The following is a 21,545-nucleotide window of genomic DNA, read 5'->3' as shown; positions in this document are numbered from 1 at the left end:
GGCTGCGGCAGCGCCTTCTGACGGATGGACGGACCCGGAACCGGGCGGAGGCGGCGGCGCCGTCGCCAGTGAGGAGCAGGCATGGCGAGCGAGGCCACCGGCGTGCGGCATGAACCCCTCGACCCCTCCGGTGCGGGCGCCGCGATCCAGCGCTGGACGCTCACCGCCGGCCCGTACGAGGCGAGCGTGCTCACCCTCGGCGCCACCCTGCACACCCTGAGCGCGCCGGACCGCACCGGCCGCAGCGCCCAACTGCTGCTGTCCACTGATCAGTTGGCGCAGATCCTGGGCCCGGCCCGGCACTACGGCACGGTGGTGGGCCGGTACGCCAACCGGATCGACCGCTCCGAGGTCACCATCGACGGCGAGGAGTACCCGCTCGCCCCGACCGGTGGCGGGCTCACCCTCCACGGCGGGCCGGACGGCTTCGCCCAGCGGATGTGGGCGGCCGAGCCGATCGAGGGCGGGGTGCGGCTGCGGCTGCACAGCCCGCACGGCGACCAGGGCTTCCCGGGCGCGCTGGACGTCACCGTCTCCTACACCCTGTCCAGCACCCCGGAGGCGGGCGGCGAGCTGGTGATCGCGTACCACGCGGTGACCAGCAAGCCGACGGTCGTCAACCTGACCAACCACGCCTATGTCAACCTCGCGGGTGAGGGCAACGGCGACGTCCTGGGCCACCTGCTCACCCTGGACGCCGACGAGTACACCCCGGCCGACGAGCGGCAGATCCCGTACGGGCGGACCGAGCCGGTGGCCGGCACGCCCTTCGACTTCACCGTGGCCACGCCGATCGGCAAGTCGGTGCACGACGAGCACCCGCAGCTGGCCGGGCCCGGCGGCTACGACCACAACTGGGTGCTGCGGGCCCGGCCGGCGGACGGCAGCCCGGCGCGGGCCGCGCTGCTGGAGGACCCGGTCAGCGGCCGCACCCTGGAGGTGCTGACCACCGAGCCGGGCATCCAGGTCTACACGGCGAACAAGTTCCAGGGCGCGGTCACCGGCGCGAGCGGGGTCCCGTACGGACCGTTCGCCGGGATCGCGCTGGAGACCCAGCACTTCCCGGACTCCCCGCACCACCCGGCCTTCCCGAGCACCGTGCTGCGGCCGGGGGAGGAGTTCCGCTCGACCACGGTGCTGCGGCTGGGGACCAACTAGGCGTTCCGGCCGCGGCTCAGGTCCCGGCTCATGCAGAGCCGGGGCCAGCGGTCCAGGCCGTGCTCGGCCTCCTTGCGCCGGATCTCGCGCAGGCCCGGGGTCAGCTCCGCGTCGGCCAGTGGGCGGAAGCCGCAGCGGGCGTAGTAGGGGGCGTTCCAGGGAACGTCCGCGAAGGTGGTCAGGGTGAGCGCGGGGGCGTCGGCGCCCTCGTGCCCGGCGAGGTGGTCGATCAGGGCCCGGCCGATACCCCGGCGGGCGTGGTCGGGGTGGACCGACACCTGCTCGATGTGCAGGGAGCCGTCCACCGGCTCGGCCAGCAGGTAGCCGGCGATCGTCCCGTCGGGGGCCTGCGCGACCAGGGCGACGCCGTGTTCCAGGTAGTGCGCCAGCTCCTCCGGGGCCGGAGGCTCGTCCTCGGCGACCTCCGGCATCCCGATCGCGGCGAAGGGGGTTCCGGCGGCGCGTTCCAGCTCGCTCAGCAGTGGCAGTTCGTCCTCGGTGACGGCTCTGATGCGCATGCGTCCAGTCTGCTGCAAGCGCCCTTCGGCCACGCACGGTGGTTCCGTCGGCCACGCCGTAGCGGGGTGAAAAGGACGAATCCTGACATTGCTTCGCACTGTCGACTACCGTGCGGCCACGTCCAGGACACGTGGATGTAACGATCAGCGTTTCTTGCAGAAACTTGCTGCAAGGACTTTCCGTCCCTCTTGCGCCGCTGTTAACTTCCTTCCCGAGCCCGTCGGCAGCAAAGGTGCGGTCGGCACGAGGCAGCCATTATGCGCCTGTCTCCGAACATCTCGGGCACCCCCACCCTCCCAAGGAGTTCTCATGCGGCGTGGCATCGCGGCCTCTGCCCTCGTTGTGGCCCTCGCGGTCTCGATGGCTGCCTGTGGCAGCAGTGGCGGCTCCGGTTCGGACGGCAAGGCCGACGGCCCCGTCACCATCACGTACTGGGACACCTCCAACGCCACCAACGAGGCTCCGAACTACCAGGAGCTGGCCAAGAAGTTCGAGGCCGCCAACCCGAACATCAAGGTCAACTTCGTCAACGTGCCGTTCGACCAGGCGCAGAACAAGCTGCAGACCGCCTTGGGGGCCAAGGGCGCGCCGGACGTGTTCCGCTCCGAGGTCGGCTGGACCGCCGCCTTCGCCAAGGCCGGCTTCCTGGAGCCGCTGGACGGTACCCCGGCCGCCGGCGACACCTCCACGTTCCAGCCCAGCCTGATCCAGCAGGCCAAGTACGACGGCAAGCTGTACGGCGTGCCGCTGGTGACCGACACCCTGGGCCTGCTCTACAACAAGGAGCTGTTCACCAAGGCCGGCATCACCGAGGCGCCGAAGACCTGGGACGAGCTCAAGACTGACGCCGCCGCCGTCAAGGACAAGGCCGGCGTGGACGGCTTCTGGCTGAAGGCCGCGGACGGCTACTACGCGATGCCGTTCCTGTTCGGCGAGGGCACCGACACCGTCGACGCCGCCGGCAAGAAGATCACCGTCACCTCGCCGGAGGCCGTCAAGGCCGTCGAGACCTACAAGTCGATGTTCACCGCGCCCGGCATGGCCAAGGCCGACGTCACCACCGACGCCTACGCGCACATGATGGACGCCTTCAACAGCGGCAAGGTCGCGGCGATCATCCAGGGCCCCTGGGAGATCACCAACATCTACAAGGGCTCCGCCTTCGCCGACAAGAACAACCTCGGCATCGCCGCCGTCCCCGCCGGCTCCAGCGGCAAGGCCGGCGCCCCCACCGGCGGTCACAACATCGCCGTCTACGCCGGTGCGGACAAGGCCCACAAGGCCGCCGCCGAGAAGTTCGCCGCCTTCATGACCTCGGCCGAGAGCCAGGCCTTCATCGCGCAGAAGAACTCCACCCTGCCGACCCGCTCCGACGCCTTCACCGCCGACGTCAAGGCCGACCCGGGCATCTCCGGCTTCCAGGGCATCCTGAGCAGCGCCAAGCCGCGCCCCGAACTGCCCGAGTACAGCTCGCTGTTCGCCTCGCTCGGCGAGAACCTGGGCAAGTCCCTCCAGGGCACCAGCACCCAGGACGCGCTGAACACCGTCGCCACCGACTACGCCAAGCTCCTGCCGGGCTTCGCCAAGTAGTCCCCGCGCCCGGCCTGCCGACCGTACGGCAGGCCGGGCCGTCGGCTCCCCCGAGAATCCCCCGAGAAGGTGCAAACGATGTCAGTCGCCGTGCAGGGCGCCACCGGCAAGGGCAGCCGGGAGCGCGAACAGCGTCCGGGCCCGCTGGAACGCCTCAAGCGCTCCTACGCCAAGCACTGGTACGCCTACGCGATGGTCGCCCCGGTCGTGCTGGTGCTCGGCGCGCTGGTGTTCTACCCGCTCGTCCAAGGCATCTGGCTCACCCTCACCGACGCCAACAGCCTCAACGTCGCCCGCACCATCGGCGTCAACGAGATCCCGGCCAGCTACCAGTACATCGGCTTCCACAACTACGCCGACATCCTCTGGGGCCCCGGTTCCTACGACCGCTTCTGGGGCCACTTCGTGTGGACCATCGCCTGGACGGTCATCTGCGTCAGCCTGCACTACACCCTCGGCCTCGGGCTGGCCGTGCTGCTCAACAAGAAGCTGCGCGGGCGCGCCGCCTACCGGATGCTGCTCATTCTGCCGTGGGCCGTCCCGACCTTCGTCACCGTCTTCTCCTGGCGGCTGATGCTCTCCGACGGCGGCGTCGTCAACACCGTGCTCGCCACGCTGCACCTGCCCGAGCCCGGCTGGCTCACCGACCCGTGGGCGCAGAAGGCGGCCGCGATCCTGGTCAACACCTGGGCCGGCGTGCCGTTCATGATGATCTCGCTGCTCGGCGGCCTCCAGGCGATCCCGGCCGAGCTGTACGAGGCCGCCGAGATGGACGGCGCCTCCCGCTGGCAGCAGTTCCGCCACATCACCCTGCCCGGGCTGCGCAGCGTCTCCTCCACGGTCGTGCTGCTCGGCGTGATCTGGACCTTCAACCAGTTCAACGTCATCTTCCTGCTGTTCGGCAAGGGCGCCCCGGACGCCCAGCTGCTGGTCACCTGGGCCTACCGCCTGGGCTTCGGCCAGATCCCCCGGGACTACGCCGGGTCCGCCGCGTACGGCGTGATCCTGCTGTCCATCCTGATCGTCTTCACCGCCTTCTACCGGCGCTGGCTCGCCCGCAACGAGCAGGCCAACGGCTAGCCCCAGGCCCCGGATCCAGTTGACCCACGAAGGCAGGTACCCCCGATGAGCACCACCACCGAACGCCCCGCCCCCGCGGCGACCACGGCCCCGGCAGCCCGGCCGGCGAAGTTCCGGCCGCGCGGCGAGAGCAGCCCGCTGTCCAAGGCGCTGTCCCACGGCGTCCTGATCGTGGCCAGCCTGATCGCGCTGTTCCCGATCGCGTGGATCCTCTTCGTCTCGCTCGGGCCGGACAAGAACGACTACCTCCACCCCGGCGACATCTTCGGCAAGCTCACGCTGGCGAACTACCAGCACGTGCTGGGCGACACCGACTTCTTCACCTGGTTCGGCAACTCCCTGCTGGTCGCCGGCGTGACCACCGTGTTCGGCGTGCTGCTCGCCGCCACCGCCGGCTACGCCGTGTCCCGGATGAAGTTCCCCGGCCACAAGCCGCTGATGTGGTCGCTGCTGATCACCCAGATGTTCCCGATCGCGGTGCTGATCGTGCCGATGTACACCATGCTCTCCGAGCTGGGCCTGCTGGACAGCTACACCGGCCTGATCCTGGTCTACTCCACCACCACCGTGCCGTACTGCGCCTGGCTGATGAAGGGCTACTTCGACACCATCCCGGTGGAGATCGACGAGGCCGGCCGGGTCGACGGGCTCAGCCCGTTCGGCACCTTCTGGCGGCTGGTGCTGCCGCTCGCCCGCCCGGGCCTGGCGGTGGCCGCGTTCTACTCCTTCCTCACCTACTGGGCCGAGGTGCCGTTCGCCTCCACCTTCATGCTCAGCTCCGACAAGTACACGCTGGCCGTCGGCCTGCAGAGCTTCGTCAGCGAGCACGACGCCCAGTGGAACCTGATGGCCGCCACCGCGGTGCTGATCGCGATCCCGTCGGCGGTCTTCTTCTACCTGGTGCAGCGCCACCTGGTCACCGGCCTGACCGCCGGTGCCTCCAAGTCGTAACGCTCCACGAAGTCCCGGCACTTCGCGAGGCCCTTGCGCTCCTCGAAGACACAGCGTTCCCCGCTCCTCTAGTCCCCAAGGGATACCGTCCATGACCCAGAACCTGGCCGACACCTCCCGGCCTGCCGCCGACACCGCTCACGAGGCGAACGTCAGCGCGTCCAGAGGCTGGTGGCGGGACGCGGTCATCTACCAGGTGTACCCGCGCAGCTTCGCCGACTCCAACGGCGACGGCATGGGCGACCTGCCGGGCATCCGCAGCCGCCTGCCGTACCTGCGTGACCTCGGCGTGGACGCCGTCTGGCTCTCCCCGTTCTACGCCTCGCCGCAGGCGGACGCCGGCTACGACGTCGCCGACTACCGCGCGGTGGACCCGATGTTCGGCACCCTGCTGGACGCCGACGCCCTGATCCGGGACGCCCACGGGCTGGGCCTGCGGATCATCGTCGACCTCGTGCCCAACCACTCCTCGGACCAGCACGAGTGGTTCCAGCGTGCCCTGCGCGAGGGCCCCGCGTCCCCGCTGCGCGACCGCTACCACTTCCGCCCCGGCAAGGGCGAGAACGGCGAACTGCCGCCCAACGACTGGGAGTCCATCTTCGGCGGCCCGGCCTGGACCCGCACCGAGAACCCGGACGGAACCCCCGGCGACTGGTACCTGCACCTGTTCGCCCCCGAGCAGCCCGACTTCAACTGGGAGAACCCGGCCGTCGCCGACGAGTTCCGCTCGATCCTGCGGTTCTGGCTCGACATGGGTGTGGACGGTTTCCGCATCGACGTCGCCCACGGCCTGGTCAAGGCCCCCGGCCTGCCCGACCTCGGCGGCGCCGACCAGCTCAAGCTGCTCGGCAACGACGTCATGCCGTTCTTCGACCAGGACGGCGTGCACGAGATCTACCGCAGCTGGCGCAAGATCCTCGACGAGTACCCGGGCCAGCGGATCGGCGTCGCCGAGGCCTGGACCCCGACCGTCCAGCGCACCGCCAACTACGTCCGCCCCGACGAGCTGCACCAGGCCTTCAACTTCCAGTACCTGGGCACCGATTGGGACGCCACCGCGCTGCGCGAGGTGATCGACCTGTCGCTCGACTCGATGCGCCCGGTCGACGCCCCCACCACCTGGGTGCTGTCCAACCACGACGTCACCCGGCACGCCACCCGCTTCGCCAACGAGCCGGGCCTCGGCACCCAGATCCGCACCCCCGGCGACCGTTCGCTGGGTCTGCGCAGGGCCCGCGCCGCCACCCTGCTGATGCTCGCGCTGCCCGGCTCCGCCTACGTCTACCAGGGCGAGGAGCTCGGCCTGCCGGACGTCACCGACCTGCCGGACGAGGTCCGCCAGGACCCGTCCTTCTTCCGCCAGGCCGGCCAGGACGGTTACCGCGACGGCTGCCGCGTCCCGATCCCGTGGTCCGGCACCGAGGCCCCGTACGGCTTCGGACCGGCGGCGGGCGGGCCGTCCTGGCTGCCGCAGCCGGCCGAGTGGGCCGCGCTCAGCGTCGAGGCGCAGACCGGCGACCCGACCTCCACCCTGGAGCTGTACCGCAGCGCGCTGGCCGTCCGCCGTGCGCAGCCCGACCTGGGCGCCGGTACCGAGGTCGAGTGGCTGGACGCCCCCGAGGGCACCCTGGCCTTCCGCCGCGGCTCCTTCGTCTGCACCGTGAACACCACCGGCGAGCCGGTGCGGATAGCGGCGCCCGGTCGACTGCTGCTCGCCTCGACCGACCTCGTGGTGGACGGCGGCGAGACGGTGCTCGCTCCGGACAGCACCGGCTGGTGGGCGGTCTGACGTGGGTGCAATAGGCTCTGGGCCCGTGACTACGGCGCGACTCTCAGACATCGCGGCGCAGGCGGGGGTCAGCGAAGCCACCGTCTCCCGCGTGCTCAACGGCAAGGCGAACGTCTCCGCCGCGACCCGGCAGACCGTGCTGGCGGCGCTCGACGTGCTCGGCTACGAGCGGCCGACCCGGCTGCGCCAGCGCAGCGCCGGGCTGATCGGGCTGATCACGCCGGAGCTGAGCAACCCGATCTTCCCCGCGCTCGCGCAGGTGATCGAGCAGGTGCTCAGCCGGCACGGCTACACGCCGGTGCTGTGCACCCAGACGCCGGGCGGGTCCACCGAGGACGAACTGGTCGAGATGCTCGTCGACCGGGGGGTGGCGGGCATCGTCTTCGTCTCCGGGCTGCACGCCGACAGCACCGCCGACCACGACCGCTACGCCCGGCTGGCCGGGCGCGGGGTGCCGTTCGTGCTGATCAACGGCTACAGCGAGCGGATCGACGCGCCGTTCATCTCGCCGGACGACCGGGCCGCGATGTGGATGGCCGTCCAGCACCTGGCCGAGCTCGGGCACGAGCGGATCGGGCTGGCGGTCGGGCAGCGGCGGTACGTGCCGGTGCTGCGCAAGATCGAGGGCTTCACGGCCGCGATGCGCGAGGTGCTCGGGCGCAGCCAGGAGGAGGCGGAGGAGCTCGTCCACCACACGCTGTTCAGCGTGGAGGGCGGGCACGCGGCGGCCGGTGCGCTGCTCGACAAGGGCTGCACGGCGATCGTCTGCGGGAGCGACATGATGGCGCTCGGGGCGATCCGGGCGGTGCGGCAGCGCGGGCTGTCGGTGCCGCAGGACGTGTCGGTGGTCGGCTTCGACGACTCGCCGCTGATCGCCTTCACCGAGCCGCCGTTGACCACGATCCGCCAGCCGGTCGAGGCGATGGCCACGGCGGCGGTGGACGCGCTGCTGGAGGAGGTCGGCGGGAACGCCGCCCAGCGCGGGGAGTTCATGTTCCAGCCGGAGCTGGTGATGCGCGGGTCCACCGGGGCCTGCGCGCGCTGACCCCGGTACCGGATGGCGGTGCTCGACTGACGGGCCCCGGAGGGTGGTTGCTCTCCGGGGCCCGTCGGCGTGCGTCTGCTCGACCGTGCTGTCCGGTCAGCCCTCCTGGGCGGCCGGGCGGTCGGCGGTGAGCCGATGGCCGTCGGCCGCGTCGCCGGTCCGGGTCTCGGTGCGGCGGCCGCGAGCCAGGTAGTCGCGCAGGATCAGTTCGACCGCGTCCTGCGGGCTCTTGGTGCCGGAGAGCAGCATCGCGTCTATCGCGAGGTTCGCGTCGAGCGTGACGGTGACCTGGGCCATGGTGACTCCTCCTCGGGTGCAGAGCAGCAGCATGCCCGTCGGGCCGGGGTTTCACCATGCGAATGCGCCGAAACCCCCGGGGAGGAGCGACCAGACTCTCCCCGGGGGTGGCGGGTGGTCAGCGTTCGGACGACGGCTGACAGATGTTGAAATCTGTTATCTGAAATCTGTTACCTGTCAGCTGTTCTCTGTTGTCCGTCAGCTGTGGGCCCGTGGTTGTGGGCGTGTGGGCCCGTGGGCCGTTGCTCAGACCCGGCCGGCGAAGTCCGGGGCCCAGTTGGCGATGGTCTGCTCGCGCACGCCCGAGCTCGGGTTGGCGGCCTCGACGTACTTGCCGCCGCCGATGTAGATCGCGACGTGGTACACGCCGGAGTTCTGGCCGTTGTTCGACCAGAACAGCAGGTCGCCCGGCTGCAGGCTGTCCAGCGAGACGTGGGTGCTGGCGGCGGCCTGGTCGGCGGCGACGCGCGGGATGTTGATGCCCGCGGCGCGCAGCGCGGCCTGGGTCAGGCCGGAGCAGTCCCAGCCGCCGTTGCCGGTGCCGCCGTAGACGTAGGCCTGGCCGACCTTGGACTCGGCGAAGGACACCGCGGCGGCCATGCTGCCGGTGGCGGCCTGGGCGGCCGGCTTGGCGACCGGCTTGGTGGCCGGCTTGGTGGCCGGCTTGGCGACCGGCTTCGAGGCCTGGGTCAGGGCGGTCGGCTTGGCGTTCACGGCACCGCCGTTCGCGGCCTGGCCGGCCTTCTGGGAGCGGTTGAACCAGCCGAAGTCCGAGCCGGAGGTGGACGAGGAGGACTTGTCGGCCTGGGCCTTGACACCGTCACCGAAGGTCAGGCGCTGGCCCGGGTAGATGGTGTCCGGGCCCTCGGTGAGGGTGGCGCGGTTGAGGTCGTACAGGTGCTGCCAACCGCCCTGGACGTTGTTCTTCGCGGCGATCGAGGACAGCCAGTCGCCCTCGACGACGGTGTAGTCGGTGGACGACTGCGCCTGCTGCTGGGCGGGCGCGGCCGGCGTGGCGGGCTTCGCGGCCGGGGCCTGGTTCTGCGCGGGCTTGGCGGCGGCCGGGGCGGCGGGCTTGGCGGCCGTGCCGGCGGAGGTGTCGACGGCGGCCGGGGCGCCGCTCTTGGTCAGGCCGGCCTGGACCGAGCAGACGGGCCAGGCGCCGGGGCCCTGCGAGGCGAGGACCTTCTCGGCGATGGCGATCTGCTGGTCCTTGGTGGCCTGGTTGGCCTGCGGGGCGTACGCGGTACCGCCGAAGGCGGCCCAGGTGCTGGAGGTGAACTGCAGGCCGCCGTAGAAGCCGTTGCCGGTGTTGATGCTCCAGTTGCCGCTGCTCTCGCACTGGGCGACCTTGTCCCAGGTGGCGACGGGGGCGGCGTTGGCGGTGCCGTTGGTGAGGCACGGGATGGTGAGACCGACGCCCGCGACGCCGAGGGCGGCGATCACGCGACGGGTACGGCCGGACAGGCGGGTGCCGTTGGTGGGCAGCATGAAGACGCGGTCCTCTCCCACGCCTGCGAGGTGAGCTGTCGGATTCGGGCTGGAGTTGCCCGGCCGCGCTGTGGGCGCGGCTTCACCCCTAGCCCTGGACCGTTCCGAGGAGCGGCCCGGGGCGACTTACCTGTGGTTCCCCCGCTCCTGCCGTGATGCGTTTTCGCGCTGCCAGGACATCCGACGGCAGGACTCGGCGTCGCGGATGAACTGGGTCCGTGTGGTCACGAACGGGGAGCACGTTAAGCAGACTTAAGTTCAAACTGCAAATATCTGTGACGCGCATCACGGTTTAGCGGAAACTGCCAAATTGGACACGAACCATGATCGTAAATGATCGTTTTTCGGTAATGCCGCTGTGGATTCCCGCAATTGTCTCCACTTCAGAAGTGAAGTGACGGGGCGTGGAGGCGCGCGGTGGCGCGCCGGTCGCGACGGGGGGTGGGCGTGAATCGAGCGCCGGAATACGCGCCCAGCATTTCTGCCGAAAGGCGACAAAACGGACATTGCGCACTATCGTCTTTTAGCTCCGATAACTCCCGCAATTCCCTGCCTGGACAAGCTGCGGGGCGAGCCGGAGGTGGACGGGGCGGGCGGAGGAGGAGCGGCGGGAAAGGGCGAGCCGCAGGGCGGGCCGACGGCAAGCCGAAGGGCCCGGAACGCGATCGTTCCGGGCCCTTCGGTACGAGGGACGGTGCTACAGGCGGTCGGCGGGCGTCCGCTAGGCCTCCACGGGCCCCTGGGCGGCCGCGTGGGCGCCACGGGAGCCCTCCTCGGCCCCGGCGGCGGCCGCGGCCTCCGCCTCGGCCTGGGCCAGCTCCTCCGGCGTCGGCGTCGGCAGCGCGGCCAGGTAGGTGGAGGCGATCAGCTGGCCGACGGTCGGGTAGGCGCCCAGCGGCGCGGCCGACGGGCAGCCGGTCTCCTCGGCGGCCGTGGCGAGCAGCTCCGAGTCCGCCTCGGGCCCGATCACCAGCGGGGCCAGCGCCGGGCGCTGGGAGCCGGTCTCCTTGAGGTGGTTGACGGCGTCGGCCACCGAGCCGGGGACGTCGAGCGCCGCGGCGACGACCGGAACGGCCAGTCGGGCGGCCAGCAGCACGCCGGTGATGCCGGCAGCGGCGGCCGCGTCCTCGCCGCCGACGGTGGTCAGGACCACGCCGTCCGCGGCGGTCGCGATGGCGAACAGCCGGGCCCGGTCGGCCCGGGCCAGCCCGGCCTCGGACAGCCGCACGTGCACGGCCTCGGCCAGCAGCGGGTGCGGGCCCAGTGTGTCGGTGACGGTCGCGCCGTACTCGGCGGCGAGGGCGTGAAGCCCGGTCAGGAAGTCGTGCGGCCCGGGCACCAGCGGTACCACGACGGGCGCCGCCAGGCCGGCCTCGGCGGCCTCGGCCAGCAGCTCGGCGACGGTGCGGTCGTCCCCGCCCTCGCTCTCGGCGCCGTCGGTCGGGAGGTAGCCGACCGCGGCCTGGACGCCGGCGTGCTCGCTGCGGACGATCGAGAGCAGTTCCTCGACGACCGAGCGGGACTCGGGCCCGGCGGTCGCGGGTACGGCGAGCACCAGGGCCGGCGAGCCGGTGCGGATCTCGGGGCGCTCGGGACGGCGGTGGCGCCCCCGCGCACGGGAGCCTGGAGTACGGACGGGCAGTGGCGCGCCCGGGATGGCTGCGGTGCTCATGCCGGAGATCGTAGGACATCGGCCCGTCAGGCCTGCAGTCGGCTGCCGTACGGGTTTCGGGTGGTCGCGGTGCGAAGGTCGTGTCTCCGTCGTCGCGGTCCGGGCGGTTTGCCTACAATCCGGACATTCCTCGCCCAACCCCCGGGTGGACGCCCGTAGTCGCCCTGACGTGTCCCGTGGGGCATCGCGTTGCACCTGCGGCGCGTGAGATGTCTCACAGTCGGAGGGCGGCCTGACGGAGGGTCACGGCGGCGCGACTCCCGGCATTCGAAGATCAACATTCAGCGGGGGGCCGCTCACGGCCGGTTATCGAATGCTCGTCGATTCAGTCGGCTATGTCCGTTTACGTACCGTCAGGAGAAGGGTCCGTGAAGAGTTCGGGGCCGCCGGCAAAAGGCCTCGTGCACCTGCAATGTCCCGTGCTGATGCACGTGCACTGCGGCTATCATCGCGTCAAGTGAGGCGTTGTGCCGGACCGGTACGGGGCCGGTCCGTTCCTTCGACGGTGCCGGGGCGCCGCGCTGGACGACAACTCCGGAGCTCTTCGGGAGACTTCTATGCACGACTCGCAGGACACGCACAGCTCGGACCACACCTACAACGGGATGGCCGCCGCCGACCTCAAGGGGGTGGTCTGGCAGAAGAGCCGGCACAGCAACTCCCAGGGCAACTGCGTCGAGTTCGCGGCCCTGCCCGGCGGCGAGGTGGCGATGCGCAACTCGCGCTTCCCGGACGGTCCGGCGCTCATCTACACCCGGGCCGAGATCGCCGCCCTGCTGCTGGGGGCCAAGGACGGGGAGTTCGACCACCTGGCGGTCTGACCGGTCGCCGCTTCACCATCGGGGGGCCGTCGTGGGTGCTGACACCACGACGGCCTTTGTCTTTTCCCCGCGGGCGCTCCCACGGGTGGGGTCGGGTCGGGGCGTACCGGGTCGGGTCGTGCCCGGCCGGGGCCTGTAACGCGCGGGCCCGGATCTCCGGCGCGTGGGCCGGGGCCCGTGACGCACGGATCGCAGTGCCCGGCGCGGGATGCCGGTGCCGGAGGCGGTCCGGCGTCCAAGGGCTCGAGGAACTGGCGGAAGGGCCCGGGATGTGGTCCTCCCGGGTCGTCCCCGAGCCGGCCGCGCGCCGCACGGCGCTAGGCCGAGCGCCGGTGTCGTCCACCGATTTCGACACGTCCGTCGAGTCCGCCGCCCTGGGCCGGCTCCGCCTCGAACATGGCCCAGACCACCTTGCCGCTGCCCAGCGGGTGCCAGCCCCAGGAGCGGCTGAACGACTCCACCAGGTGCAGCCCCCGGCCGGATTCGGCAACGAAGTCCGCCTCCCGGGCGACCGGTCCGATGCTGCTCGGATCGCTCACCGCGCAGACCACCTGGGGTGCGCGGTGCACCAGGCTTATTCGGATCGGCAGCCGCCCTTCCGGGGTCGGCTGTATGGGAAAGTCGTACTCGCCCGGGCAACAGCCCGACGGGTCGGGCCGTGCGCCGATCGCATGCCGGAGCGCGTTGGTCACGAGTTCCGAGGCCACCAGCGCGACATCGTCGAACAGCTCCATCAGGCCCCAGCGCTGAAGAGCGGTCCGGGCGAAGTCGCGCGCGGTTCTCACGGCTTCGAAGCGAGGAGCGAGCGTACAGGTGACCACATGGGGGTCAACCGCCAAAGCCGTACCGGTGCTCATGAAGAGCTCCTCCCATAAGGGGGCGGACACGGCTGGACCCGCCGGGGTCATGCCGGTCACCTCCGACTCGCTCGGCCGCTCGGCCGCCCCCTCGACCAGGCGCGCGCGCACTCGAACGCCCGGCGGCGCGGGGGACGCCACCGGGTCGGTGCACGGAGTCGCGCGTGGGGTCGACGCGGAGCCCGCGGGATTGCCAGGGATGTGCAGGTGCACGTGCACCATGGTGGTGTGCGCTCACTGCAGATGCAAGAGTCGATTCACGTGCAGTCGCACTATTGGCATATGCAAGCGCCGGATGCACGTGCATCCTGGTGTGCGGAGTGCAGAACTGATAGGAACATCCGTCAGTATCGGCACCGTGAGCGCTCAACTGATGGCAGACTGTGCGCTGTTTGCCCTAGGTGGAGGTTTCGACCGCATGACCACAGTTCAGCCGGGCGGCGGCTCGATGGTCCGCCGGATCCTCCTCGGCTCCCAGCTGCGCCGCTTGCGCGAGGCGCGCGGCATCACCCGTGAGGACGCGGGCTACGCGATCCGCGCCTCCGAGTCCAAGATCAGCCGCATGGAGCTCGGCCGCGTCAGCTTCAAGGAGCGCGACGTCGCCGACCTGCTCAGCCTGTACGGCGTGGACGACGGCCTGGAGCGGGAGGCCCTGCTCGGGCTGGTCCGCGAGGCCAACAAGTCCGGCTGGTGGCACAGCTTCAACGACGTGCTGCCGGGCTGGTTCCAGACCTACGTGGGACTGGAGGAGGCCGCCCAGCTGATCCGTACCTACGAGGTGCAGTTCATCCCCGGACTGCTGCAGTCCGAGGAGTACGCACGGGCGGTTTTCGGCCAGAGTCGGCCGGTCATCAGCGAGGAGGAGGTCGAGCGGCGGGTCAGCCTCCGCCTGCGCCGCCAGAAGCTGCTGACCGAGGGCGCCAACCCGCGCCTGTGGGCGGTGATCGACGAGGCGGCGCTGCGCCGGCCGGTCGGCGGGCCCAAGGTGATGCGCGGTCAGGTGCAGTACCTGATCGACGTCGCCGAGCAGGCCAACGTGGTGATCCAGGTCATGCCGTTCCGCTTTGGCGCGCACGCCGGTGAGTCCGGCGCGTTCACCATCCTGCGCTTCCCGGAGCAGGACCTCGCGGACGTGGTCTACCTGGAACAGCTCACCAGCGCGCTCTACCTGGACAAGCGGGACGACGTCGACGCCTACGTCCAGGTCATGGAGCGGCTCTGCGTGGACAGCCTCACGCCCGAGCGCACCATAGACCTGCTGGCCTCGATCCTGAAGGAACGCTGAGTTCCTGCCCGGCGGGGCCGTTCGGGCCCCACCGCCGCAGGTCGGCAGCCGAGTGACCGCCCAGCCGCCCACCCGCCGTCAGCCGCGGGCCGGCGGCCGTTCGCGTTCCGGTGGCAGCGCCTGCGGCGGGCAGCCCAGCTCCCAGGGCAGGTCGTAGCGGCGGAACAGGTCGGCCCGGATCGGCGCCAGCGGGATCTCCGCGCCCGGCAGCAGCACGCCGATGCAGCCGCCCATCAGCGCGCTGCGCAGCACCGCGTGTTCGGCCGCCGGGTCCGGAGCGCCCCAGTCGTGCAGCAGGCCCTGGAGGATGGCGCCGAGCTGCTGCTGCTCAGGGTCCTGCACGAAGGCGCCGGTGTCCGGGTCGAGGATCAGTGCCAGGTGCGAGCGCATCACCCGCGGGTGGTCCAGCGCGAGCGCGAGGACGGCGTCGATGGCGCGGGCCAGCCGGGCCTCGGGCGAGGCGTCCGGCGGCAGTTCGGCCAGTGCGCCGGACAGCGCCTGGTGCATCATCCGGTGCGTCGCGGACTGCATCAGCAGCCGTTTGCCGTCGAAGTAGTACGAGAGCAGGCCGCGGGCGAGCCCGGCCCGCTCGGCGATGTCGGTCAGCGTGGTGCCCGCGTAACCGCGCTGGTCAACCAGCTCGACGGTGGCCCGCATGATGCGTCGGCGGGAGCGTTGCCGCATCTCCTCATTGACCGAATCCCCGCGAGGTGCCATCGTGTCTGCTCCGAACGTTCGTTGGCTCCGAGCCAATATACTTGCGGAGCCGGCAGCCGCGCCGTGGAACCGTGCCCTGACGGGCGCTGCCCGCGCGGCCGGGTACCAAGACGGCCGGCTCCACCAACACGGGGGTTTGGTGGAGCCGGCGCCAGCAGCCGACGACCGGGGGTCGGTCGTGGGCGAGGGCCGGTGCGGGTCAGTGCTCGGTCAGGGCTCCGGTCCGGGCCGTGGTCGGCCCGACAGGCGGATAATCATAATCTGGCACCGACGCGGGAGTTGAATTCCGGCGCCGGTCCACCAGGGCGCCCACCGCGGCGACCAGCAGGCCGACCAGCGCGACCGCGGTGACGAAGACGAGCGCCGGCCGGTAGCCGTCCAGCTGGGCCTGCGGGCTGTCGCCGCCCGCGCTGCCGGCCGTGATCATCGCGGTCGCCCCGGCCAGCACCACGGCGGTGCCGACCTGGATCGCGGTGTTCACCAGGCCCGAGGCCAGGCCCTGCTCCTCGTCGGCCACGCCGTTGGTGGCGGCGATGTTCACCGAGGGGAAGGCGAGCGCGAAGCCCACGCCGAGCAGCAGCATCGAGGGCAGCACCAGGACCGGATAGGAGCTGTGCTCGTCCAGGCGCAGGAACAGGGCGAAGGCGGCGACCAGGGCCAGCAGGCCGATCGGCAGCAGTCGGCCGGTGCCGAAGCGGTCCACGATCGGGCCCATGAACGGCGCGGAGAGTGCGATGAACGCGCCGGCCGGCAGCAGCCCCAGGGCCATCTGCAGGGCCGACCAGCCGAGCAGGTGCTGCAGGTAGAGGGTCACGACGAACTGGAAGCCGCCGTACGCGCCGGTCATCGCGAAGGCGACCACGTTGGCCCGGGCGACGGAGCCGTTGCGGAAGATGCCCAGCCGGACCAGCGGGTGGGCGGTACGGCTCTCGATCAGCAGGAAGGCGGCGGCCAGCGCGATCACCACGGCCATCGAGCCGAGGGTGCGCAGGCTCAGCCAGCCGGCGCCCTGGGCCTCGGTGACGGTGAACACCAGCAGCAGGACGGTCGTGGTACCGGTGATCGCGCCGAGCACGTCGTAGCCGCCCTTGGTGGGCTCCTCGGTCTGGCGGGGAAGCAGGCGGACGGCGAACACCAGGGCGAGCAGCGCGACCGGGACGGGCATCAGGAAGGTCCAGCGCCAGCCGACCGAGGTGAGCAGGCCGCTCAGCACCAGGCCGAGGGAGAAGCCGCTGGCCCCGCAGGTGGTGTAGATGGACAGCGCCCGGTTGCGGGCGGGGCCCTCGGCGAAGGTCGTGGTGATGATCGACAGGCCGGCCGGGGCGGTGAAGGCGGCGCTGACGCCCTTGAGGAAGCGGGCCGCGATCAGCAGGCCGCCGTCGTCGACCAGGCCGCCGACCAGCGAGGCGGCGGCGAAGGCGGACAGGGCGACCAGGAAGACGCGCCGCCGACCGAGCAGGTCGGCGGCGCGTCCGCCGAGCAGCAGCAGGCCGCCGTAGCCGAGCACGTAGCCGGAGACCACCCACTGCAGGGTGGAGGTCGAGAGGCGGAGCTCGGAGCCGATGGAGGGGAGGGCGACGCCCACCATCGAGACGTCCAGGGCGTCCAGGAACATGGCGGCGCAGAGCACGATCAGGGTGCCCCAGAGGCGGGGTGTCCAGTTCAGCCCGCTGGTTGACGGAGCGTCGGGTGACGTGACGGTCGCGGTGGTCATGGGGAGGACAGTACATGCACATGCATTCAATGCAAATGAATAAGATGTAAACACATAATTTTCCGATGCACGTGCTAGGGTGGCGGCGTGGCTGAACTCGACCCCCGAGTGCTCGATTCGCCGGCGGAGGCCGGCCTCGTCGCGGAATGGCGCGAGCTGCTGGCCCGCCATGCCGCCACCGCCTGCCTGCTCGACCGTGAGCTGGGTGACAAGTTCGGGCTGGGCATGAGCGAGTTCGAGGTGCTGGAACGCCTGGTGGAGGGGTGCGAGGCGGAGGGTCTCCACGCGCTGCGGGTGGCCGAGCTGGCACCCACCGTCCATCTGAGCCAGAGCGCGCTGTCCCGGCTGATCGCCCGGCTGGAGAAGAGCGGACTGGTCACCCGGGCCATGTGCGAGAGCGACCGGCGGGGCATCATGGTGGCGCTGACCGAGGCCGGACGGGAGCGCTACGAGCAGGCCAGGCCGCTCCACCGCGAGGTGCTCGGACTGACCCTCGGCGAACCGCTCGGGCCGGTCTGCGGGGAGCCTGCCGCGGACTGAAGCCGGGGGCTCGTTCGATGGGGGAGCTTTCGGTGAGCTGACTCGGCGTCAACCCGTGCGCCCAGAGCAGGGGCGCTCAGAGCAGGGAGTTGAGCCCCGGGGCGACGGCCAGCAGGACGGCCGCGGCGGGCGCGGCGAGGGCGAACAGGGTCAGCCGCAGCCGGTGCGGGACGGACAGTCGCGGGCGGCCCGCGAGCAGCCGGTCGACCCGCTTCGGGGACTGCGCCAGACCGGGCGGGCAGGAGCCGAACACCCCGCGGTCCAGGTTGAGTTCGGCCAGCGCGAGGGCGGTGATGTGCCGGCCGTGACGTCGAGCGGCCCGGTCGTCGGCCGCCAGCTCGATCAGCTCCGCCACCTGGTCCCGGAAGGCGCTGAACACGCCGACGCCGGGGAAGCCGGAGGCGAGCGCCTGGGCGAACTGCTGGAGCAGGTGGTGCCGGGCCCGGACGTGGCCGCGCTCATGGCTCAGCACCGCCGCCAACTCCCGGTCGGTGAGCTGCTGGAGGGCGCCGGTGGTGACCACCAGGCGGGAGTCCGGGCCGGGCAGTGACCAGGCTTCGGGGCGGACGTTCTCCAGCACCACCAGTCGCTCCCGGCGACTCCGGACGGCCGCGATCGCCTCGGGCAACTCCGGTGCTCGGGTCGTCAGTTGGGCGTGCCGACGGTCGCGCAGGGCCTTGGCCGTACGGGCCTCGCGGGTGAGCGCCAGCACCGTTTGCAGGGCGCCGGCCGCCAGTACCACGGCGCAGAGCCGGCCCCAGCCCTCGGCGTCCTGCAGGCCGTACGCGGCCTCCACGCCGTGCGGGGCGCCCGCGAACACCAGGGCGCGCAACTCGGGCATGGCGGCGGAGGCGGCGAGGACCAGACCCAGTGCGCAGCACAGCAGCACGGCCACCACCAGGCACTGCCACACCAGCAGCGCCAGCACGGGTTCGCGCTCCACCCAGCGGGCCCGGGCCAGTCGGCGGGGCGCGACGGTCGAGAGCAGAAGTCCGAGCAGCAGCAGGCCGATCAGGGCAGTCATCCCAAGGGCTCCCCGAGTACGCAGGGAACGCGACAATGCGCTCCCTGCCAACCTATGCGCTGGCGACGCCCGGTGGAACGGCTTTCGGTCGGCCAGTGACCAACGCCACGCGCGGGTGCGGCGCTTGGGCGGTGTTCGGATCGGACGGGAAGGGCATCGCGCGGGTGTCGGGGCGGGCGTCACATGGTCAGGAGCATGGCGAACATGCCGATGCCCATGGTGAGTCGGCAGGCCTGCGGCAGGCCGGCGGTGCCGAGGGCGAGGGTGCCGGCGGGGGTTCGCAGCAGCCGGGCGCCGGCCCAGAGGGAGTACCCGCCGAAGTAGAGCAGCAGGGCACCGGTCAGCAGCGGCGTGCCGAGAGTGGCGGCGTGGTGGTGGTGTCCGCCGGCGGAGGCGGTCATCGCCAGGGCCATGTACGTCATGGCGAGTGCGCCGACCGCGTGGTGCAGCCGGTGTGCCCGGCCGGTGGGGGCGTACAGGGCGGCGAGCAGGAAGGCGGCGGCGGGGAGGCCGAAGAGGCCGGCCCAGACGCCGGCCGGGACGGTGGCGCCGGTGACGGCCATCGCTGCCATGCCGAGCCCCATCAGTGCCTCGGCGGCGTCGGACTCCCGGGCGAGCAGTCGGTGGGCGGGGCCGGGGCCGGGGTCGGGGGCGCCGGCCGGGGTGCAGGGGGAGTGCCGCAGGCGGGTCAGGCAGTAGCCGCCGGCGGTGGCGGTGAGGAGGGCGAGGAGCCAGTTGACCAGGGTGGGTCCGTGCAACGGCAGCCTCCCGGGGTGGCGGGCGGCGAACAGCGGACGGCGAACAGATGACAGCTGACGGATGACAGCTGACGAAATCTGTTAGCTGTCATCCGTTGTCCGTCAGCTGTTCGCTGTCATCCGCCCGCCGACATCCGTCCGCAGCGACGGTCGTCCCGTCCACGATCACCGCTCCGCCCGCGGTGCGACCAGGGCGCGTACGGGGGCGCACAGTGGTGCCCGCCGTGGTGCGGCCCGACCCACGCACCCCGCTCCGCCGCACCCGACCCGTCCCGCTCCACCAGGGACCGCCGGGCGGCTCAGCCCTGGAGCCGCCCCGAGGCGACCACCCGGCTGAGGAACTGCCGGGTCCGCTCCTCCCTCGGATCGCCGAACACCTGCTCCGGCGGCCCCTGTTCGAGCACCACCCCGCCGTCCAGGAAGCAGACCTGGTCGGCGACCTCCCGTGCGAAGCCCATCTCATGGGTGGAGAGGACCATCGTCATCCCCTGCTCCTTGAGGTCCCGCACCACCGACAGCACCTCCCCGACCAGCACCGGGTCGAGCGCCGCGGTGATCTCGTCGAGCAGCAGCAGCCGGGGCCCCGCCGCCAGCGCCCGCACGATGGCGACCCGCTGCTGCTGTCCGCCGGAGAGCCGGTCCGGGTACTCCTTCGCCTTCGCCGCCAGCCCGAGCCGGTCCAGCAGCTCCAGCGCCCTCGCCTCGGCCTCCGCCCGTCCGACCCGGTGCACCCGGCGCGGTGCGAGCGTGATGTTCTCCAGCACCGTCATGTGCGGGAACAGGTTGTACGACTGGAACACCACGCCGATCCGGCGCCGCACGGCGTCCTCGTCCGCGCGGGGGTCGGTGATCTCCGCTCCGTCCAGGAAGATCGCCCCGTCGTCGATTCCCTCCAGCAGGTTGACACACCGCATCAGCGTCGACTTCCCGGAGCCGGACGCCCCGATCAACGCCGTCACCGAGTGCTCGGGCACGGCCAGGTCCACATCGCGCAGCACCACCTGGCCGCCGAAGGTCTTGCGCACCGACTCCAGCCGGAGCACCTCGGCGCCACTCATACCGAACCTCCCTGCAACTGCCGACGGTTCATCCGGGTGGTCAGCCAGTCGGCGAACCGGGTCAGCGGAATGGTCAGCACGATGAACACCAGCCCCGCCACCAGGTACGGCGTGAAGTTGAACGAGTGCGCCGCAATGATCTTCGCCGCGTACACCGCGTCGATCGCGCCGCCGATCGAGACCAGCCCGGTGTCCTTCTGCAGGCTGACCAGGTTGTTGAGCAGCGGCGGCACCACCCGCCGCACCGCCTGCGGCAGCACGACGTACCGCATCGCCTGGGCGTTGGTCAGCCCCAGCGACCGCGCCGCCGCCCGCTGGCTCGGGTGCACCGACTCGATGCCCGAGCGGAACACCTCCGAGACGTACGCCGAGTACGTCAGCACCAGCGCGGCCCCGCCGAGCAGCAGCGGATCGGTGGTCACCCCGGTGAGCCGCAGCGCCGGCACCCCGGTGATCATCACCAGCAGGCAGATGATCATCGGCAGCCCGAGGAAGAAGTCCACGTACGCGGTGGCCAGCAGCCGCACCGGCAGGAACACCGGCCCGCGCAGCGTCCGCAGTACCGCCAGCAGCAGGCCGAACACCAGGATCAGCGCCCCGCAGCCGAGCATCAGCTCCAGGTTGAGCCGCAGCCCCTTCAGCACCTCCGGCAGCGCCTGCCGCGCGTAGTCCAGATTGAAGAAGGTCCGCCGAGTCACCTCCCAGCCGGGGGAGTTGACGATCAGCAGGTACAGCGCGACCGCCGTCAGCAGGGTCGAGGCGGTGGCGATCAGCGCCGAGCGCCGGGCCCGTCCGCGCCGGTACGCCTCGTGCGCCAGCCGCCGCTCCGACGGCCGGTACCCGTCGTCCTCCGCCGGGGCCTCGGTGACGCTGACCGGTCCGGCCGACCCGGTGCCCCCACTCACTTGAGCACCGGTGCCGAGACGGCGTCCGACAGCCATTGCTTCTCCAGCTTCGCCAACGTCCCGTCCGCCCGCAGCGCGTCCACCGCCTGGGACGCGCAGGCGGTCAGCTTGGAGCCCTTGTCCAGCACCAGGCCGAACTGCTCGGCCTTCGAGGCCGTCTCGAACTGCCCCACCACCTGAGCTTTCCGTTTAACCTCGCAGGTCACCCGACCTGCTGATCTGCGCTTCTTCCCGGGACAGCGGAGGCGGCCGTTCTCCACGCTTCGAGATGTCG

At 71.4% G+C, this 21,545-nt stretch carries 20 protein-coding genes, 1 pseudogene and 1 riboswitch; of the genes and pseudogenes, 9 read left to right on the top strand and 12 right to left on the bottom strand.

Features of this window, described 5'->3' with window-relative positions:
• Nucleotides 1-81: 81 nt before the first annotated feature.
• On the top strand, nucleotides 82-1,158 hold the full coding sequence (locus ACFVWU_RS04150) for an aldose epimerase family protein (RefSeq protein ID WP_387615275.1): 1,077 nt from the start codon (nucleotides 82-84) through the stop codon (nucleotides 1,156-1,158).
• On the opposite strand, the gene ACFVWU_RS04145 is transcribed toward ACFVWU_RS04150, so the two are convergent.
• A complete protein-coding gene (locus ACFVWU_RS04145; protein ID WP_387615273.1) occupies nucleotides 1,155-1,676 on the bottom strand; it encodes a GNAT family N-acetyltransferase in 522 nt (173 codons plus the stop codon). The two genes, ACFVWU_RS04150 and ACFVWU_RS04145, sit on opposite strands and share 4 nt — an antisense overlap.
• A gap of 310 nt (nucleotides 1,677-1,986) precedes the next feature.
• On the opposite strand from ACFVWU_RS04145, the gene ACFVWU_RS04140 reads away from it, so the two are divergent.
• From ACFVWU_RS04140 to ACFVWU_RS04120, 5 genes are all read left to right on the top strand, one after another.
• On the top strand, nucleotides 1,987-3,267 hold the full coding sequence (locus ACFVWU_RS04140; RefSeq protein ID WP_387615271.1) for an extracellular solute-binding protein: 1,281 nt from the start codon (nucleotides 1,987-1,989) through the stop codon (nucleotides 3,265-3,267).
• A gap of 78 nt (nucleotides 3,268-3,345) precedes the next feature.
• Nucleotides 3,346-4,347, top strand: a complete 1,002-nt coding sequence (locus tag ACFVWU_RS04135; RefSeq protein WP_387615268.1) for a carbohydrate ABC transporter permease — start codon at nucleotides 3,346-3,348, stop codon at nucleotides 4,345-4,347.
• A 45-nt stretch (nucleotides 4,348-4,392) separates the two neighbouring features.
• Nucleotides 4,393-5,298, top strand: a complete 906-nt coding sequence (locus ACFVWU_RS04130; RefSeq protein WP_387615265.1) for a sugar ABC transporter permease — start codon at nucleotides 4,393-4,395, stop codon at nucleotides 5,296-5,298.
• A gap of 91 nt (nucleotides 5,299-5,389) precedes the next feature.
• Complete coding sequence (locus tag ACFVWU_RS04125) at nucleotides 5,390-7,087, top strand: glycoside hydrolase family 13 protein (RefSeq protein WP_387615262.1); 1,698 nt, start codon at nucleotides 5,390-5,392, stop codon at nucleotides 7,085-7,087.
• Between the two features lie 25 nt (nucleotides 7,088-7,112).
• Nucleotides 7,113-8,132: a LacI family DNA-binding transcriptional regulator gene (locus ACFVWU_RS04120; protein ID WP_380612866.1), complete on the top strand. Its 1,020-nt coding sequence runs from the start codon at nucleotides 7,113-7,115 to the stop codon at nucleotides 8,130-8,132.
• A 96-nt stretch (nucleotides 8,133-8,228) separates the two neighbouring features.
• On the opposite strand, the gene ACFVWU_RS04115 is transcribed toward ACFVWU_RS04120, so the two are convergent.
• From ACFVWU_RS04115 to ACFVWU_RS04105, 3 genes are all read right to left on the bottom strand, one after another.
• On the bottom strand, nucleotides 8,229-8,429 hold the full coding sequence (locus ACFVWU_RS04115) for a hypothetical protein (RefSeq protein WP_387615259.1): 201 nt from the start codon (nucleotides 8,427-8,429) through the stop codon (nucleotides 8,229-8,231).
• 246 nt (nucleotides 8,430-8,675) lie between these two features.
• Nucleotides 8,676-9,941 (bottom strand): transglycosylase family protein, encoded by a 1,266-nt coding sequence (locus ACFVWU_RS04110; RefSeq protein WP_387615256.1) that lies wholly within the window; start codon nucleotides 9,939-9,941, stop codon nucleotides 8,676-8,678.
• A riboswitch (cyclic di-AMP (ydaO/yuaA leader) is annotated at nucleotides 9,928-10,090 on the bottom strand. Its footprint overlaps the gene before it by 14 nt.
• A gap of 551 nt (nucleotides 10,091-10,641) precedes the next feature.
• Nucleotides 10,642-11,592: a hypothetical protein gene (locus ACFVWU_RS04105; RefSeq protein WP_387615254.1), complete on the bottom strand. Its 951-nt coding sequence runs from the start codon at nucleotides 11,590-11,592 to the stop codon at nucleotides 10,642-10,644.
• 557 nt (nucleotides 11,593-12,149) lie between these two features.
• On the opposite strand from ACFVWU_RS04105, the gene ACFVWU_RS04100 reads away from it, so the two are divergent.
• A complete protein-coding gene (locus ACFVWU_RS04100) occupies nucleotides 12,150-12,413 on the top strand; it encodes a DUF397 domain-containing protein (protein WP_387615252.1) in 264 nt (87 codons plus the stop codon).
• Between the two features lie 317 nt (nucleotides 12,414-12,730).
• Here ACFVWU_RS04100 and ACFVWU_RS04095 read toward each other — a convergent pair whose 3' ends face one another.
• Nucleotides 12,731-13,270, bottom strand: coding sequence for an ATP-binding protein (locus tag ACFVWU_RS04095; protein WP_387615249.1), 540 nt, complete (start codon nucleotides 13,268-13,270; stop codon nucleotides 12,731-12,733).
• A 418-nt stretch (nucleotides 13,271-13,688) separates the two neighbouring features.
• Here ACFVWU_RS04095 and ACFVWU_RS04090 point away from each other — a divergent pair, with 418 nt between their 5' ends.
• The gene (locus ACFVWU_RS04090; protein ID WP_270141941.1) at nucleotides 13,689-14,555 is read left to right on the top strand and encodes a helix-turn-helix transcriptional regulator; all 867 of its coding nucleotides are present in this window, start codon (nucleotides 13,689-13,691) and stop codon (nucleotides 14,553-14,555) included.
• Between the two features lie 78 nt (nucleotides 14,556-14,633).
• Here ACFVWU_RS04090 and ACFVWU_RS04085 read toward each other — a convergent pair whose 3' ends face one another.
• Together ACFVWU_RS04085 and ACFVWU_RS04080 are read right to left on the bottom strand one after the other, a co-directional pair.
• Nucleotides 14,634-15,239, bottom strand: a complete 606-nt coding sequence (locus ACFVWU_RS04085; RefSeq protein ID WP_387615245.1) for a TetR/AcrR family transcriptional regulator — start codon at nucleotides 15,237-15,239, stop codon at nucleotides 14,634-14,636.
• A gap of 232 nt (nucleotides 15,240-15,471) precedes the next feature.
• Complete coding sequence (locus ACFVWU_RS04080) at nucleotides 15,472-16,986, bottom strand: MFS transporter (protein WP_387615243.1); 1,515 nt, start codon at nucleotides 16,984-16,986, stop codon at nucleotides 15,472-15,474.
• A gap of 87 nt (nucleotides 16,987-17,073) precedes the next feature.
• Between ACFVWU_RS04080 and ACFVWU_RS04075 the strand changes: the two genes are divergently transcribed.
• Nucleotides 17,074-17,526: a MarR family winged helix-turn-helix transcriptional regulator gene (locus ACFVWU_RS04075; protein WP_387615240.1), complete on the top strand. Its 453-nt coding sequence runs from the start codon at nucleotides 17,074-17,076 to the stop codon at nucleotides 17,524-17,526.
• A 76-nt stretch (nucleotides 17,527-17,602) separates the two neighbouring features.
• Here ACFVWU_RS04075 and ACFVWU_RS04070 read toward each other — a convergent pair whose 3' ends face one another.
• From ACFVWU_RS04070 to ACFVWU_RS04050, 5 genes and pseudogenes are all read right to left on the bottom strand, one after another.
• A complete protein-coding gene (locus tag ACFVWU_RS04070) occupies nucleotides 17,603-18,550 on the bottom strand; it encodes a M56 family metallopeptidase (protein WP_387615238.1) in 948 nt (315 codons plus the stop codon).
• A gap of 179 nt (nucleotides 18,551-18,729) precedes the next feature.
• On the bottom strand, nucleotides 18,730-19,308 hold the full coding sequence (locus tag ACFVWU_RS04065; RefSeq protein WP_387615235.1) for a DUF5134 domain-containing protein: 579 nt from the start codon (nucleotides 19,306-19,308) through the stop codon (nucleotides 18,730-18,732).
• Between the two features lie 299 nt (nucleotides 19,309-19,607).
• Entirely contained in the window at nucleotides 19,608-20,366 is a 759-nt protein-coding gene (locus ACFVWU_RS04060) for an amino acid ABC transporter ATP-binding protein (protein WP_387615232.1), read from the bottom strand.
• Nucleotides 20,363-21,271, bottom strand: coding sequence for an amino acid ABC transporter permease (locus ACFVWU_RS04055; protein WP_387615229.1), 909 nt, complete (start codon nucleotides 21,269-21,271; stop codon nucleotides 20,363-20,365). Before ACFVWU_RS04055 ends, ACFVWU_RS04060 begins: the two co-directional genes overlap by 4 nt.
• Nucleotides 21,268-21,453, bottom strand: a pseudogene (locus tag ACFVWU_RS04050) (amino acid ABC transporter substrate-binding protein); the annotation flags it as partial. The gene ACFVWU_RS04055 and the pseudogene ACFVWU_RS04050, both read right to left, overlap by 4 nt.
• Nucleotides 21,454-21,545 lie beyond the last annotated feature (92 nt).

Origin of the sequence: Kitasatospora sp. NPDC058190, from assembly GCF_042883685.1 — a bacterium.
Lineage (GTDB): Bacteria > Actinomycetota > Actinomycetes > Streptomycetales > Streptomycetaceae > Kitasatospora.
Note: the sequence above shows the minus strand (reverse complement) of the source record. Positions and strands in the feature narration are given on the sequence as shown.

Excerpts from the sequence above, each read along its gene's own strand:
- ACFVWU_RS04150 (WP_387615275.1), top strand. The coding sequence starts at position 82 with ATGGCGAGCGAGGCCACCGGCGTGCGGCATGAACCCCTCGACCCCTCC.
- ACFVWU_RS04145 (WP_387615273.1), bottom strand. The coding sequence starts at position 1,676 with ATGCGCATCAGAGCCGTCACCGAGGACGAACTGCCACTGCTGAGCGAG.
- ACFVWU_RS04140 (WP_387615271.1), top strand. The coding sequence starts at position 1,987 with ATGCGGCGTGGCATCGCGGCCTCTGCCCTCGTTGTGGCCCTCGCGGTC.
- ACFVWU_RS04135 (WP_387615268.1), top strand. The coding sequence starts at position 3,346 with ATGTCAGTCGCCGTGCAGGGCGCCACCGGCAAGGGCAGCCGGGAGCGC.
- ACFVWU_RS04130 (WP_387615265.1), top strand. The coding sequence starts at position 4,393 with ATGAGCACCACCACCGAACGCCCCGCCCCCGCGGCGACCACGGCCCCG.
- ACFVWU_RS04125 (WP_387615262.1), top strand. The coding sequence starts at position 5,390 with ATGACCCAGAACCTGGCCGACACCTCCCGGCCTGCCGCCGACACCGCT.
- ACFVWU_RS04115 (WP_387615259.1), bottom strand. The coding sequence starts at position 8,429 with ATGGCCCAGGTCACCGTCACGCTCGACGCGAACCTCGCGATAGACGCG.
- ACFVWU_RS04105 (WP_387615254.1), bottom strand. The coding sequence starts at position 11,592 with ATGAGCACCGCAGCCATCCCGGGCGCGCCACTGCCCGTCCGTACTCCA.
- ACFVWU_RS04100 (WP_387615252.1), top strand. The coding sequence starts at position 12,150 with ATGCACGACTCGCAGGACACGCACAGCTCGGACCACACCTACAACGGG.
- ACFVWU_RS04095 (WP_387615249.1), bottom strand. The coding sequence starts at position 13,270 with ATGAGCACCGGTACGGCTTTGGCGGTTGACCCCCATGTGGTCACCTGT.
- ACFVWU_RS04090 (WP_270141941.1), top strand. The coding sequence starts at position 13,689 with ATGACCACAGTTCAGCCGGGCGGCGGCTCGATGGTCCGCCGGATCCTC.
- ACFVWU_RS04085 (WP_387615245.1), bottom strand. The coding sequence starts at position 15,239 with ATGCGGCAACGCTCCCGCCGACGCATCATGCGGGCCACCGTCGAGCTG.
- ACFVWU_RS04080 (WP_387615243.1), bottom strand. The coding sequence starts at position 16,986 with ATGACCACCGCGACCGTCACGTCACCCGACGCTCCGTCAACCAGCGGG.
- ACFVWU_RS04070 (WP_387615238.1), bottom strand. The coding sequence starts at position 18,550 with ATGACTGCCCTGATCGGCCTGCTGCTGCTCGGACTTCTGCTCTCGACC.
- ACFVWU_RS04060 (WP_387615232.1), bottom strand. The coding sequence starts at position 20,366 with ATGAGTGGCGCCGAGGTGCTCCGGCTGGAGTCGGTGCGCAAGACCTTC.